The organism is Priestia megaterium (assembly GCF_009497655.1).
Classification (GTDB): Bacteria; Bacillota; Bacilli; order Bacillales; family Bacillaceae_H; genus Priestia; species Priestia zanthoxyli.
The window spans coordinates 2,836,263-2,850,411 of record NZ_CP023317.1 but is presented as its reverse complement, the minus strand read 5'-3'; the positions used below and the strand labels follow the sequence as shown (position 1 = coordinate 2,850,411).

At 37.1% G+C, this 14,149-nt stretch carries 20 protein-coding genes; 17 read left to right on the top strand and 3 right to left on the bottom strand.

Features of this window, described 5'->3' with window-relative positions:
* Window positions 1-7: 7 nt before the first annotated feature.
* Entirely contained in the window at window positions 8-970 is a 963-nt protein-coding gene (corA, locus tag CEQ83_RS14355) for a magnesium/cobalt transporter CorA (protein ID WP_028412877.1), read from the bottom strand.
* A gap of 130 nt (window positions 971-1,100) precedes the next feature.
* Between corA and CEQ83_RS14350 the strand changes: the two genes are divergently transcribed.
* The 15 genes from CEQ83_RS14350 (at window position 1,101) to CEQ83_RS14280 (ending at window position 9,684) form a co-directional block, all read left to right on the top strand.
* The gene (locus tag CEQ83_RS14350; protein WP_049165233.1) at window positions 1,101-1,976 is read left to right on the top strand and encodes an STAS domain-containing protein; all 876 of its coding nucleotides are present in this window, start codon (window positions 1,101-1,103) and stop codon (window positions 1,974-1,976) included.
* 218 nt (window positions 1,977-2,194) lie between these two features.
* On the top strand, window positions 2,195-3,265 hold the full coding sequence (gene ssuD, locus CEQ83_RS14345) for an FMNH2-dependent alkanesulfonate monooxygenase (protein WP_155017360.1): 1,071 nt from the start codon (window positions 2,195-2,197) through the stop codon (window positions 3,263-3,265).
* A 121-nt stretch (window positions 3,266-3,386) separates the two neighbouring features.
* The gene (locus CEQ83_RS14340; RefSeq protein ID WP_155017359.1) at window positions 3,387-4,160 is read left to right on the top strand and encodes an alpha/beta hydrolase; all 774 of its coding nucleotides are present in this window, start codon (window positions 3,387-3,389) and stop codon (window positions 4,158-4,160) included.
* 79 nt (window positions 4,161-4,239) lie between these two features.
* Entirely contained in the window at window positions 4,240-4,440 is a 201-nt protein-coding gene (locus CEQ83_RS14335) for a DUF6501 family protein (protein WP_013057578.1), read from the top strand.
* A gap of 279 nt (window positions 4,441-4,719) precedes the next feature.
* Window positions 4,720-4,959 carry a YiaA/YiaB family inner membrane protein gene (locus CEQ83_RS14330; protein ID WP_013057577.1) on the top strand — a complete coding sequence of 80 codons (240 nt, stop codon included), beginning with the start codon at window positions 4,720-4,722 and terminating at the stop codon, window positions 4,957-4,959.
* Window positions 4,960-5,083: 124 nt separating this feature from the next.
* Window positions 5,084-5,605, top strand: coding sequence for a hypothetical protein (locus CEQ83_RS14325; RefSeq protein ID WP_028412881.1), 522 nt, complete (start codon window positions 5,084-5,086; stop codon window positions 5,603-5,605).
* 109 nt (window positions 5,606-5,714) lie between these two features.
* Window positions 5,715-5,933: a spore germination protein gene (locus CEQ83_RS14320; RefSeq protein WP_013083687.1), complete on the top strand. Its 219-nt coding sequence runs from the start codon at window positions 5,715-5,717 to the stop codon at window positions 5,931-5,933.
* Window positions 5,934-5,941: 8 nt separating this feature from the next.
* The gene (locus tag CEQ83_RS14315; protein ID WP_028412882.1) at window positions 5,942-6,175 is read left to right on the top strand and encodes a hypothetical protein; all 234 of its coding nucleotides are present in this window, start codon (window positions 5,942-5,944) and stop codon (window positions 6,173-6,175) included.
* Window positions 6,176-6,330: 155 nt separating this feature from the next.
* A complete protein-coding gene (locus tag CEQ83_RS14310; RefSeq protein WP_013057574.1) occupies window positions 6,331-6,672 on the top strand; it encodes a DUF1033 family protein in 342 nt (113 codons plus the stop codon).
* Between the two features lie 97 nt (window positions 6,673-6,769).
* On the top strand, window positions 6,770-7,300 hold the full coding sequence (gene sigY / locus CEQ83_RS14305) for an RNA polymerase sigma factor SigY (protein ID WP_028412883.1): 531 nt from the start codon (window positions 6,770-6,772) through the stop codon (window positions 7,298-7,300).
* On the top strand, window positions 7,297-7,617 hold the full coding sequence (locus tag CEQ83_RS14300) for a YxlC family protein (protein WP_155017358.1): 321 nt from the start codon (window positions 7,297-7,299) through the stop codon (window positions 7,615-7,617). The genes sigY and CEQ83_RS14300 overlap by 4 nt, the downstream gene beginning before the upstream one ends.
* The gene (locus CEQ83_RS14295; protein ID WP_098625794.1) at window positions 7,617-7,820 is read left to right on the top strand and encodes a transcriptional regulator; all 204 of its coding nucleotides are present in this window, start codon (window positions 7,617-7,619) and stop codon (window positions 7,818-7,820) included. The genes CEQ83_RS14300 and CEQ83_RS14295 overlap by 1 nt, the downstream gene beginning before the upstream one ends.
* Window positions 7,817-8,008, top strand: a complete 192-nt coding sequence (locus tag CEQ83_RS14290) for a PLD nuclease N-terminal domain-containing protein (protein ID WP_013057569.1) — start codon at window positions 7,817-7,819, stop codon at window positions 8,006-8,008. Before CEQ83_RS14295 ends, CEQ83_RS14290 begins: the two co-directional genes overlap by 4 nt.
* 12 nt (window positions 8,009-8,020) lie before the next feature.
* The gene (locus CEQ83_RS14285) at window positions 8,021-8,911 is read left to right on the top strand and encodes an ABC transporter ATP-binding protein (protein ID WP_048019062.1); all 891 of its coding nucleotides are present in this window, start codon (window positions 8,021-8,023) and stop codon (window positions 8,909-8,911) included.
* Window positions 8,908-9,684: an ABC transporter permease gene (locus CEQ83_RS14280; protein WP_155017357.1), complete on the top strand. Its 777-nt coding sequence runs from the start codon at window positions 8,908-8,910 to the stop codon at window positions 9,682-9,684. Before CEQ83_RS14285 ends, CEQ83_RS14280 begins: the two co-directional genes overlap by 4 nt.
* A 27-nt stretch (window positions 9,685-9,711) precedes the next feature.
* Here CEQ83_RS14280 and CEQ83_RS14275 read toward each other — a convergent pair whose 3' ends face one another.
* The gene (locus CEQ83_RS14275) at window positions 9,712-10,515 is read right to left on the bottom strand and encodes a lipid II flippase Amj family protein (protein WP_049165218.1); all 804 of its coding nucleotides are present in this window, start codon (window positions 10,513-10,515) and stop codon (window positions 9,712-9,714) included.
* 506 nt (window positions 10,516-11,021) lie between these two features.
* Between CEQ83_RS14275 and CEQ83_RS14265 the strand changes: the two genes are divergently transcribed.
* Together CEQ83_RS14265 and CEQ83_RS14260 are read left to right on the top strand one after the other, a co-directional pair.
* A complete protein-coding gene (locus CEQ83_RS14265; RefSeq protein ID WP_013057564.1) occupies window positions 11,022-11,669 on the top strand; it encodes a VC0807 family protein in 648 nt (215 codons plus the stop codon).
* Window positions 11,670-11,804: 135 nt separating this feature from the next.
* Entirely contained in the window at window positions 11,805-12,077 is a 273-nt protein-coding gene (locus tag CEQ83_RS14260; protein ID WP_223260190.1) for a hypothetical protein, read from the top strand.
* Window positions 12,078-12,134: 57 nt separating this feature from the next.
* Here the strand turns inward: CEQ83_RS14260 and CEQ83_RS14255 are convergent, their stop codons facing one another.
* On the bottom strand, window positions 12,135-13,835 hold the full coding sequence (locus CEQ83_RS14255) for an L-lactate permease (protein ID WP_028412893.1): 1,701 nt from the start codon (window positions 13,833-13,835) through the stop codon (window positions 12,135-12,137).
* Between the last annotated feature and the right edge of the window lie 314 nt (window positions 13,836-14,149).

The following is a 14,149-nucleotide window of genomic DNA, read 5'->3' as shown; positions in this document are numbered from 1 at the left end:
AATCTTTCTACTCTTTATCAGCATTAAACCAGCCTTTTCGCTTGAACCATAGAATTAAACCAAGCGTTATCAATCCCATGAAGCCAAGCACAAAGAAATAGCCATAGTGCCACTTTAGCTCAGGCATATTTTCAAAATTCATTCCGTATACGCCAACGATAAAGGTAAGGGGAATAAAGATAGATGAAATAACAGTCAGCGTCATCATAATTGAATTCATCCGGTTTGAATTAAGAGAAAGATAATTATCGCGCATATCAGACGTCATTTCCCGGTTTGATTCAATCATATCGGCTAATTTTAATAAGTGGTCATAGACATCTTTAAAATACCTTTTTTGTTCAGGATGAACATCTAAGCGTTCAGAATTTATAACACGGTACAATAAATCGCGCATAGGCAAAATGGTTCTTCTGATTTTTAGCAAATCACTTCGAAGTTTAAATACATCTTCCATTAAAACAGAGATGGATTTTTTTGCGTCTATGTTTTCTATATCATTCAGCTCATCTTCAATTTGATATACAGTGGGAAAATATTCATCTACCACTTTATCCATCACAGAATACGCAAGGTAGCTTATTCCTTTTTCTTGAATCGAAGGTGTATGAAGCAGCTTTTCCCATACTTTATCAATTGCAGCTGACGGGTGAAAATGAAAAGTAACCATATAATTATCGCCGATAAAAAGATCAACTTCTTCAGCTTCTAACGTTTGCCGATTTAACGAATGAAGGACAAAAAAACTGTATCCTTCATAATAATCGAGTTTTGGACGCTGCAGAAAATGAAAGCAATCTTCAATCGCTAACGGATGAAAGTGAAAGGATGATTGAAGCAGCAGCGCTTCTTCTTCAGAAGGGCAGTTAAAGTCAATCCAATAGTACTGAATAGAGGGGTCGTGAATCTGATCTAATTGTATATGTTTCACAAGTTTGTTATCGTTCATAAGAGCTAACGTTCGTATCATTTGAAAACTCCTTCGTGTTTTTATAGCCATTTTCAATGTAGCATAAAATCAATAAACTAAATGTATTTTTTTAAAAATTTTCTTTCTCCTCTTTTTATAAAACTAGTAAGGGGGAAAAAGTTGAATTATAATGATAGTAGTAGCTCGTATGGAAAGGGGAATTGTTTTGAATAAAAACGAAGCACTTCGAATGTTTTTCTTAAAACATGCAGATCAACTAACGGAAGAATGGTATGAAAGCCTTGAAGACAATGACCCAGAATCGGTTTATGCATCTACTCATCCGGAAGTCATTTCAGTATTAAAAGGTCAAAATAATGAATTTCATTTATACATAGCCGATGTATTTATAAAAAGTGAAAAAGAATTTTTTGATTCATTTGAAACGTGGATTTTAAAGATTGCGGAAGACGGAGAGCATGTAAGAACGCCTATTCATTATATTATTCGAGAATTTTTCCGAGTTAGAAAACAGTATTTAACATATTTAAATCAATTTGTAGAAGCGTATGACCAAGATATTACGCAAGAAGAACTAGACGAATGGAACGAATTGATTGTACGCGTGTTTGATATCACCGTTTATAAATTTGTTGAAGAGCACCATCAGCATTCAAGACGGTTGCTTGAAGCACACAAAGAGCTGATTAACGAACTGAGTTCCCCAGTTATTCCATTGAGCGATCATATTGCGATTCTTCCGCTTGTTGGGGATATCGACACAGCAAGAGCGCGACGAATTTTAGAGAATACGTTAACTCGCTGTGCTGAACAGCAAGTGAATCACCTTTATATTGATATTTCAGGAGTAGTTATTGTTGATACGATGGTTGCTCATCAGATTTTCCAGCTGATTGATGCCTTAAAATTAATAGGCGTAGAATCAACGATCTCTGGGGTACGTCCTGAAATCGCAATTACCGCTTCTCATTTAGGTTTATCGTTTGAAAATATATCAACAAAATCAACTCTTGCTAATGCGATGGCTTCACGTATGAGGAAATAAAAAAACAAGAATTATTTTTAATTCTTGTTTTTTTATTTCAATTCATACTTGACATATAGGTTAAACAGGTATTATGATTTTACTAATTTAATAAATAAAAAGAGTCGTATTACATACGCTAATATACAAATGCATCTCTGTAATTAGCGGACAAGAATTGAACAAATAATATGAAAACGCTTTATATAGAATACGAGAATATTTAGGAGGAAATGGAAATGAACATCTTATGGTTTTTCCCTACAGCAGGCGACGGACATTATCTAGGCACAACCGAAGGAAGTAGAACAAGTGATATTCACTACTTAAAGCAAATCGCACACGGGCTGGATTATCTAGGATATGACGGTGCTTTGTTGCCTACTGGTTCAAATTGTGAAGATTCGTGGGTGATTGCATCGGCACTTGCTTCCGTTACAAACCGACTGAAGTTTTTGATTGCACTTCGCCCGGGTATCATGTCTCCCACACTTTCAGCACGGATGGCTTCGACATTCGATCAAATATCAAACGGCCGACTTATGTTAAATATTGTGACGGGAGGAGATCCCGTGGAGCAAGCAACGTACGGTAACTATTTAAGCCATGATAAACGCTACGAGTTAACAGATGAATTTTTAACGATTTGGCGAGATGTAATGGAAGGAAAAAAAGTGGACTATAAAGGAGAACATCTTGATGTAACAGGTGCGTACATTCCGTCGCCTCCTGTCCAAAAACCGTATCCTCCGCTGTACTTTGGCGGGTCTTCTCCAGCGGGCAAAGAAGTAGGCGCAAAGCATGCAGATGTATATTTGTTATGGGGAGAACCTCCTGCAGTGATCAAGACGAAAATTGATGAGATGAAAGAAAAAGCTGCAAATGAAGGCAGGGACATTCGCTTTGGTATTCGACTGCACGTTATTGTAAGAGAATCGGAAGACGAAGCGTGGGAATCTGCAGATAAATTAATTAAACATGTTAATGATGATACGATCAAAGCGTTTCAAGATAAGTTTGCGTCATTTGACTCCACTGCCCAAAAAACACAGTCAAGTTTGCACAGCGGCACAAAAGATCGAGGTGCGCTGGAGATTGCTCCGAATCTATGGGCTGGAATCGGCTTAGCACGAGAAGGAGCTGGAACCGCTCTTGTTGGAAGTCCTGAAATTGTAGCGGATCGTTTAAAAGAGTACAAAGAGCTAGGAATTGATACGTTTATTTTATCAGGATACCCGCATCTAGAAGAAGCATATACGTTTGCTGAGCTAGTATTTCCACATATTCAAAAAGAACGAAGCAAGAGATAATTCTTGCTTCGTTCTTTTTGAATCGTAAAAAAATAAATAACCCAGTTGACTTATAGGAATTATAGGTGTATTATAAAGGTAGTTCATTTAGTCAGAAAATTTGTGATAAAGGGTGAAGAAAATGGAACGTTATGACGTAATTCAAGGCGCAGAATCTTTTTATTATAAAGGCAACGACATTGGTATACTTGTTTCTCATGGATTTATGGGGACTCCTCAAAGTATGGAATATATCGGAAAAGAATTAGCTAAAAAAGGTTTTACTGTGTACGGTTTGCGACTAACGGGACATGGTACTCACTACTATGATATTGAACAAACAACGTACGAGGAATGGAAGCAAGACTTTTTAAATGGGTATCAGCGTTTGAAGCAAGAATGCCGTCATGTATTTATCTTAGGTCAGTCCATGGGAGGCACTCTCACCTTTCATACAGCAAGCCAAGGATTAGATCTTGACGGAGTTATTGCAATCAATCCGGCTATGACGTCCATTCCTTCAATGGAGCCTTACCGCTCTCGTCATACGCCTCGTTATTTAAAAGAAGACCATCCTGATATTAAGGATCCAAACGTACATGAAATTACGTACGACAAAGTACCAGTGCGCTCTATGCGTGAGCTGCTTTCTTTAATGGACGAAACAAAAGAACGCTTATCTTATGTAACATGCCCGGCTTTAGTACTAACATCAACCGTTGATAACGTAGTACCGCCTGAGAATTCAGCTTATATCTTAAAGCATATTCAATCAGCAGAAAAAAGACAGCACATGCTTCGAAACTCTTACCATGTTGCGTCGATGGATTTTGATAAAGACACAATTGTTGCACAAACGGCACAGTTTGTACAAGCAACAGTTGCCAAAAAAAAAGTGCATGAGCGAATTTTTTAATTTTTAAATTCGCTCCGTTTCTTTTTTACTTCAAGTAAGATAAAATGAATCTTGAATGAAAACAAAGGAGTGTACATACATGATTCATTTAGAATGGAACGATCGTCCAACAATTAAACAAGTAAAATGCATACATACAGATGCAAAAAAATTCGTGGTTGAAAATGTTTTAACAGCAGGAAAAACATATGATGTAAAAAACGAAACAGAAGAATTTTATTTTGTTGTTGATAACACTGGCCAAGTCGGCGGCTTTTATAAAGAATACTTTGAAGGCTAAACAAAAAAATCATCGTCTCGGCGATGATTTTTTTATTGCAATAATTAAATGGAGCTTTTCTTAATGAAAACGAATGAACATACTTTTAAAGAGAAATTCCATATATCTCATCATTTCGAAAAAAAGCTTTATGATAAAAATAGGATGTAAGACCTAAATTCTTCCGTTTCTTGTTCTGATTAAAAGGGTAACTGACTATAAATACCCATGACAACAATTATTTTACAATGTAAAATGAAAGCGACGCTTAACAGAAAAAGGAAAAGAGGAGGTCATACGATGAAAAAGCGTAATACAGCAGCTTTTACATTTTTAGCATGGACAGCTTTTATTACAGCACTATTAGCTATGTTTATAGGAATTTATACCTTAGATGCATCATTACCGGTAAAAGGTTATTATGCTGTTGGAACATTATACTTAACGATGTCCGCTTTTGTGCTCCAAAAAACCATTCGTGATAACGAAGAAGATACGGCGCACGAACGCAAATATGACAAAGCAGAAGAAGAATTGTAGAGCTAAAAAAAGCATTTTTCTAGCTCTTTGAAAAACATCCCCATTTTTGGGAGATGTTTTTTTATATAAAAAAACAGGGAACTTGTCACTCCATGTCGTATTAATAAAGAAGGAGGCGATTGAATTGACACAACTAATGATTAATAACGTAAATTTTCACGTTGATATGTTTGAAGAAAAAATGATTACTGATGCGAATACAGGTGAAGAGTTGAAAAGGCTAAACTTTTCTTTTTCGGTTGTAGGCAAAGCAGCTTATGATAAATATGATGCATTTTTTGAGGATCCGTACTTTGAAGTAACAAATATGGAGACAAAAGAAACGCTAACACTAAAAAACATTTCGCATAGCACATTTTATCAGTCACCTGAAATTACAGATCATACAAATATTGTTTTCAGAGTGAAGCTGCAGCAAGAACCTGTTAAAGAAAAAGAACAAGTGAAAAATGAACGTCCAACAGAGAGCACGGTCAACGAAATGCTTTTATCTAGAATAAAGTTTAAGGCTCTTGTCGAAATACTTGAAGAAAAAGGACTTCTAACAGAGAATGAGTTGTATACTAAAATTGAAGAAGTAGCAGAACGAGATTTTGATATTCTTCGAGATGAATTAAGTCATTCTAAAAAAGAGGTAAAAGCGTAAAAATACCCCACTCTGCAGGGGGATTTTTTATTTATATCCATTAATTTATAACCCTTTTGATAAATTATTCATATATTACATCACGATGAAAATAAAAAGGGTGAGGATAATGCCGATTGTTATTAATCATGTAGTGATTCCAAATGTTACAGGAGGAGTCGTTACATTTGGCGACACGTACTATGTTTCTCCAAAAAGTAACAGTAAAACTGCGCAAGGTTCAGGGTCTTCAAATACAGGAATTTGTGTAAATACAAATTCGGGACTTTCTAATACAAATACGCTCGATCCGGATGGTTCTGACCAAAACGGCTTCGGAAACGGATAAGGAAAGAGATGTTTTACTCTTCTTTCTACACGCCTTTTCAGTATTCGTTTTATCCGTATTTTATGCCTTCTTTTGCACGTCCAATTGGATTTGTCGTGTCACCTGATGGAGCGATGGATAACTGGTGGGGCAAAAAACCATCTTGGTGGGGGAAAATCACGCCTTCAGCCGGCGTTTTCCCTCCTGTTACCCAGTATTATACGGGCAGTTTAGTTCCTTATAGTTTAAGGGGCTATTACTAATATAAAAAAGAAGTTCAGATTAAGCCAACTTGTTAGCGCCTATTTCCTAAAAATAGGCGTTTTTTTCCGTTTTACTTGATTCAAAGTTATTTTTGCTGAATAATAAGGAAAAGAGAATTTTTAGAAGTAAGCTGTAAGTAAGGAGATGTTCAATCATGACAGATAAATGGAGAGTTCATAAAATAAAAAGTGATTGTGAACCTTGGCTTTTTTTAGAAGGCTGGGAAAAAGATATTATTGAAACCATTGAATTTGAAAAAAAAGAAGAAGCGCTTCGCTACTACGCGATGATGATTTATGAATTTCATCAAAAATACGCAAGCGTGCGAAGTGATGAACTAGCGCTCTTTAGCTTTTGGAACGAAGGCGAAAAGGAATTTTGTGAAGCCTGTGATGATGATCTTCAAATCTTCCACGGTGTTTTATTCGCTAAAAACGATGAAGTCTATTCATTAGAAGAAGATGAAGAAGGATTAAAAATGCTTCGTACTAAATAAAAACGTCCTGCGGGGCGTTTTTTTTATATAAAAAATGAACGATTTCAATCGCTCAAGCGTCATATAGGTGATGAAACAAAAAGGAGGGGTGACCGCTTTGGAACAAGATGATTTCATCCTTGTCCAAAAAGCATTACAAGGTGATGATGATGCCTTTTCATTATTATTTCAGCGCTATCATTCATTTTTATATAAATACCTTTTAAAGCTGACATTAGATGAGGACTTATGCAGTGAATTGTGTCAGGAAGCAATGATGAAGTGTTACGTGAATCTTTCTTCATACAAAAATGAAGCAAAGTTTTCGACTTGGATGATATCCATTGCTTCAAGACTGTACATGGATTATTTGCGTAAGCAAAAACGTGAAAAAAGCAGTCTTCAGCGAATAAAGAAGGCTTTATCGCATCAGCTTCAGTGGAAAGCTAAATACAAAGGAGTGGAGTGGAGCGAGATGTTTTCCGATTTTAATGAACTCGATTCACGCTTTCGAATTCCTGTCTTGCTTCGACATTATTACGGATATACATACGATGAGATTGCCCATATGCTGAATATGCGAGCAGGAACGGTCAAATCAAGAGTAAATAAAGGAGTAAATATACTGAGAAAGGAGTGGAAAGAATGAGGGAAGAAAATGACAATCAGTCCTTACATTCTTTAAAAAAAGATTGGGAGCAGCTAGAGAGTTTAGCAAGTCATGAACGTATTTCTCTTCATACAATTCAAGAACAGCTTCTCATTCAAAAACAAAAGCAGAAAAAAGCTTTCGGGAAAGAGTTATGCTTATTTACATTAACAGCACTTGTTATTTTAACGGTAATGGCAACGGCTATTTTACAAATACCTGCCTTATTTATCGCCATTGAGGTAATTGGCATCATTGTTGCGCCTCTTTCTTTTATCGTTTTTCACTATAAACGAAAAAAGGAGATGTTTTTATAATGAATGAAAAATGGATTATTGTGCTGTTTATTTCACCATTTCTCCTTCTTCAAAGCTTTCTACTTTTTATCAATGCAAAAAAACGCGGCGCCCATCCATGGTTTTGGGGAATATGGGGACTGATTCAAATTCCAATGCCAACGCTTTTTTATTGGTTTTTTATTATTTGGCTTCCAGCACGAAAAAAAGGGGGATGTAAATGAAGGACATTAACTGGTTGTTAATTGCTCCAATTCTATTCTTACAATTGCTTTTAATGATTCCAGCGTTAATAAGCTGCATAAAGCAAGAAGAGACAAACGGACCAAAATGGTTATGGGGACTCATCATTTTATGTGTAAGTACAGTCGGTCCCGTTTTATATTTTGTTTTAGGACGTAAAAAACAGTGAGGTGGAGCGAAGATGTTTATGCAAGTAGAAGGACTGACAAAAACGTACCGTAATATAACCGTTGTAGATAACCTTTCATTTAATCTCGATAAAGGAAAATGTGCAGCATTGTTAGGCCCTAATGGTGCAGGTAAGACGACTACTTTGCATATGATTGCAGGTCTTACTGCACCTAATAAAGGGAAAATTTCTTTTGAAGATAAACAGCATCAAGACGTACGATCATTTATTGGCTTTCTGCCGCAGCATCCTACGTTTTTTAATTGGATGACGCCTCAGCAGTATTTAACTTTTTTAGGCCTTTTATCTAACATTTCAAAAAATGTGCTTTCTCAACGAATAGATGAAGTACTTGAAACGGTAGGTTTAAAAGGAAAGGAAAAGCAGAAAATTGCAGGCTTTTCTGGAGGAATGAAACAACGTTTGGGCTTAGCACAAGCCTTGTTACATAAACCTGAACTGCTAATTTTAGATGAACCCGTTTCGGCTTTGGATCCTGAAGGCAGAAAAGATGTCCTAATGATTATCGAAACATTAAAAAAAGATACGACCATCCTTTTTTCAACTCACATTTTGCATGATGCGGAACAAATATGCGATAACATGATTATGATTAAAAACGGACGCATGAAATGGAATGGAACAAAGAGTTCGCTGCGCCAAGAGTTTGCGGATCCTGCTTTTACGATTGAAACAGAAGAAAGGCTCCCTGCATCATTTAGCAGTCTGCCAAGTGAACAGGTGCTGTTTCATTCTCCTTATAAAGCCACTGTAAGTGTAAAAGATACATCTCAGCAGCAGCTGCTGCTTCAACTGCTTGTTGATCAACAAGCAAATCTTGTTTTATTTGAACGAAAACAGCATTCTCTCGAAGATGTGTATCTAGAGGTGATGAATAAATGAATATATTTGGAGTCTTATTTAAAAAGGAGCTGCATGAATTATTTGCGAACGGCAAAGCAATTTGGCTGCCCATCTCTCTAATTTTGCTAGGCATCACACAGCCTTTAACGAATTATTATATGCCACAAATCATTAACATGGCAGGAAATTTGCCAAAAGGAGCCATTATTCAACTTCCTACGCCCACCGGTCAAGAAGTATTGCAAGGTGTCCTTTCACAATATAGCACAATAGGAATCTTATTGATTGTACTAGCAAGCATGAATATGATTTCAAATGAACGACAAAATCATGCGGCTGTACTTGTTATGATGAGACCGGTGAGCGTCATTCAATACATTATGAGTAAATGGGCTGCGCAAATCGTACTGGTTATTGGCTCAATGTTTATAAGCTATATAGCAGCGTGGTATTATACAAACCTTTTATTTTCACATGTGGATTGGACTCATATGATAGTTAGCTTTCTTTTATACAGCCTGTGGCTGATTTTTATCTTGTCCGTGCTAGTGGCAGCTGGAACCTTTCTTTTACAAAGCGGAGGAATTGCTGGAGTAAGCATTTTGATTATTGCGTCACTTTCATTTTTAAGTACTTTGTTTACGAATCAATTAAAGTGGAGTCCTGCGGCGCTGTCACAATACGCCAGTCGTATACTTGAACAATTGCACTGGTCACAAAGTGTCACCTATACCGTAGTTGTTACATTAGTGAGCTGTTTTCTTCTTTTAATTGCTGCTGTTTATAGATACAAAAAAGTAGAATATGTATAAAAAGACTTCTGAAACGAAGTCTTTTTTCTAAGGAATTAATTTACAAATCCACGCAATATAAAGAGCAGCGGGGACTAAGAGAATCTGGGCACATACTGTCCCGCATAAACGAGAGATGACGAGTGTACCAACCATTTTATTCATAGATTGCTTAGTCGATTCACCTTTCATTACCTTTTCAGTTAGAATGGCTACTTGCGGATCTACAAACACTGCAAGGGTAATCATCGCTAGTCCGTTAATAAGACCAGAAGACATCAGAATCGATTTAGAAAGAGTAGGCTCGAGCGTAGAAGCATAAAGAGTGGAAAGAACACCTACTGTATAAATGGTCGTAGCCATTAAATTTAAAAGAAGCAATCGCTTGGGCACTCCGCCTATTCGCAGCTGAGACAGCATAATCCACCTAGGACGCTTCACGTGTTTTTTTGCTTTCTCAAGGGTATGTATGGAAGTAATGTTTTTCATCATTTTGGGTACAGATCCTGCTACTTCTAAGTGTGAAATCATGCGAGAGAAGATTGATACAAAGCTAGGAATTAAAAGAGCACCTGCGATTGTCCCAATAGAGGCCGCGAGCAAGATAGTTTGAAGCTGATGAAGTAGAAGGGACAAATCTTCTTTAGACTGGACCGCATCTCCTAATTTGCCGGTCAGCGGAGCTTGCACCATATTAGCTGTTCTTGAAACGATGACAATAATATTAAAAAGAGATAGGGCCACGACTAGTTTTCCAGTTTTCAAGCCCGCGAGTCTCACAGAGTAGGCTAGTGTTTCAATCATGTGAATAATTCCTACAAATACACAAATAATCAGTAATTTTTCCATCATAATAAGTAAGTTCCTTTCTTTGATACACGCACTTCCTTATTATGTATAATTTTGGTTCATTTGTAAATAAAAAGCCGCTTGCTACCAAGAGTAGCAAGCGGCTTTTTATTATCGATGCTGGTTAATATCACGAAGTATATCTTTGCTAGCCTGATAATCTTTTTCCCGTTCTTTTTCCACCTGTAGACGTTTGTCTAGTTTACGGCTATATTCAGCATACCCCACGCCGTGAGAAAGCTGCATGGCCTTTTCCATTTCTGACGTGTACGTTAGGTGAAGTGCGATAATGAATCAATCCTTTCAGCATTTTTCACTTGTGGCACATGTATTGCTGCTCAAGTGTTTCGATGTTTATAATTCTTGAAGTCTTTCTAGAAATCGTTTTCCCTGTCGCTTTGGATCTAAACATAAATGATTAAAATTTCATAACATTCCAGGTAAAAGCCTTTTTTTCTTGCGTAGTATCCCATATAATAGCAGGAACAACGTTTTTAAAGGAGTTATATATGAACAATACAAAACGAGTATGGTTTGATTTACTTTTTTATATCGCTATTCCTTACCTAATATGGAATCAGGGAAAAGACATTATTGGTGATTACTATGCCATTTTGCTTTCAACAGCACCAGCGTTTGTGTATACCATTTATACATTTATTAAAGATCGCCAGTTTAACGTAACAGGATTGTTTATTGTCATTACGCTGCTGGCACGTACCATTATTGATTTAATTTCAGGAAACGCAGCGACGATGTTAAACAATCAAGTATACTTTATGATTGGACTGGCTGTAGTTGTCCTTTTTACCATTGTGATAAAAAAGCCAATTGGTTTGTACTTTTTTGTAGATACGGCGTACTTAATGGGCTATAAGCGAGAAGATTCTCTTAAGCTCTTCCACCAGCCTGATTTATTCAAAATGATGAACTGGCTTACAGTACTGTTCGCAGGTCGCTATGTATTTTTAGCAATTGTAAAATACGTATTGATTCAAAAGTACGGAGTAGAAGGGTACGGGAACATGATTGTATTCCGTCAAGCCGTTACGTGGGCATTCTCCATTTTAATTGCCGTCTACACGTATTTTATCTATAAAAAAATTCAAGATAAAACAGGGATGGATAATCCAATGAATCCAAATGTAAATGAATAAAAGGAGAAGCGTGCGTTTAGCTAACGTACCCTTTTTTTGTTACAAAACAGTGAACAGTGCCCGAAACACTAACATCTCATTTAAAATTAATAGTAAAATAACGCTATTGGAAACGGGATGAAAGTAGGTCAAGAAATGAAACTATTATTAGCATGTCAAAAGCAGCCTTATCGGATCTTAGAAATGATTATGGTGTTTTTCACTTTAATTTTTGTCGTACTGTCGTTTTTTGATTACCGTCAGCTGTTTTTTCTCGTGTTTACCCTTGGAATTGTATTTGCTATTCGAGCGTTTGAAATGCAAGAAGGAGAGAAAAAGACGCAAGGAAACATCTGGCTGCTTGTCGGTGTTGTCATGATTTTGCTAGACATAGTTTTATTTGTTGTATATGCCATTAATCGATCTTAACTAAAAGAAAAAGGCTTCCGTGCAGAGGTTCACCTCTAGCTGCGGAAGCTTTTTTGATTAAGGAATCATCCACGATAATACATTGGATTGTAAAAATGTTAGTAGGCAGACAATCAGCAGTAAAAATAAGCTGTGCTTCACCGTAAAACGAAGCAAATCGGATTCTTTTCCTGCCAGCCCAACCGCAGCACAGGCGACGGCGATGGACTGCGGTGAAATCATTTTACCGGTTACTCCGCCCGAAGAGTTTGCTGCAAGCGCAAGAAGTGGATCCATTCCAATAGACGTAGCCGTGATTTTTTGCAAGTTGCCGAACAATAAGTTGGCTGATGTATCTGATCCTGTAATAAAAACACCAAGCCAGCCGAGTACAGGAGAGAAAAAGGGAAATAACGCGCCTGTTTTAGCTAAAAGCAGACCTAAGGTTGTACTCATTCCAGAAGCATTTGTCACGTAAGCAAATGCAACTACGGACATAATGGTAAGAAGCGGCAGCGCTAATTCTTTGCACGTCTCGTTAAACGTAATAAACCAGTCTTTCCAAGAGATGTTGACGATAAATTTTGTGACAACAGCAGACAACAGGATAGCTGTGCCCGCAGCGCCTAGTAATTCTAACTTATACACTGCAGCAATTAGTTCTCCATTTCCATTTAAAATTAAATTATTTAACCAAGGTACTTCTGGCATAAACGTTAAATAATGTCCGACGGAATTGATAGCGCTCAAAAAAGCGTTAGCTCCTTCATAGTGACCCGTCAAAGCGGTTTTAATTTGAGGGATTCCCCATATAGAAATAAAGATCGTTAAAATTAAAAAAGGTGACCACGCCTTTGCAATTTGAGCCCCCGTGAATGCGGGCTGACCTTGAGTTTCTCTTGGCTCAGCCGAAGCGGAAGCTACTTCATGTGCTGCTTTTTCAGATTGAAAGCGAAACGTTGTTTTCGGTTTCCAGAATTTTAAGAAAATAGCGAGCGCAAAAAGTGAAACGAGTGCCGATAAAATATCGGGAAGTTCAGGTCCTAAAAAGTTAGAGCTGACAAACTGTGTAAGAGCAAAAGAGACGCCGGATACTAAAATAGCAGGGAGTACTTCTACTGTTTTCTTAAATCCAGCCATTACAAAAACCAAATATAGCGGAATAAATACAGAAATAAAAGGAAGCTGGCGGCCTACCATTTTAGAGATTTCCATTGCCGCTACTCCAGTAGGACCCTCCATAGCCGTGATAGGAATACCGATTGCACCAAAAGCAACGGGTGCTGTGTTTGCTAATAAACATAAGCCAGCGGCATACAGCGGATTAAAACCTAGTCCTACAAGCAAAGCTGCTGAAATCGCAACAGGTGCACCAAAACCAGCGGCACCTTCAAGAAAAGCCCCAAACGAAAAAGCAACTAACAAAGCTTGAAGTCTGCGATCTTCTGTAATAGATACGACAGAGGTACGAATAATATCAAACTGACCGGTTTTGACGGTTAGTTTGTAAAGAAAAACGGACGTAATGATAATCCATCCAATCGGCAGTATACCGTATACGGCTCCTTGACTAGCTGACATAAAAGCCATGCTAGCCGGCATTTTATAGGCAAGCATCGCAACGGCAAGTGCGACCAGTAAGGTTGTAATCCCAGCCATATAACCTTTCATTCGTTTAATAGCCAGAGCCCAAAAGAAGTAAAGAATAGGAATCAAAGCGATTAATGAAGACCAAATGACGCTGTTTCCTACAGGAGTGAACTGCTGTGTCCATGTCATAACTAACACCTCATTTTCAAATTAGTGAACTACGAATTTAGTAAAACGAAACCATTAAAACTACGATGATAAGGTCATCTGATGACTTATATAAAAATGAATTCGCTTACATTATATTCTAATACTTTCGTGATAGGCAAGTACTAAAAGAAACTTTTTTTCTAAAGAACGGACATTTTTTTGTTGATAAGAAGAAAATACTGGTTGAAAATCCCAAGAATAGGTGATTAAATGATTGTAAGCGCTTAAAATATATCTTTTCATCTATTCTACTAATTATTCTTCTTATTAATCTACTACTTTCAGTCGTATTA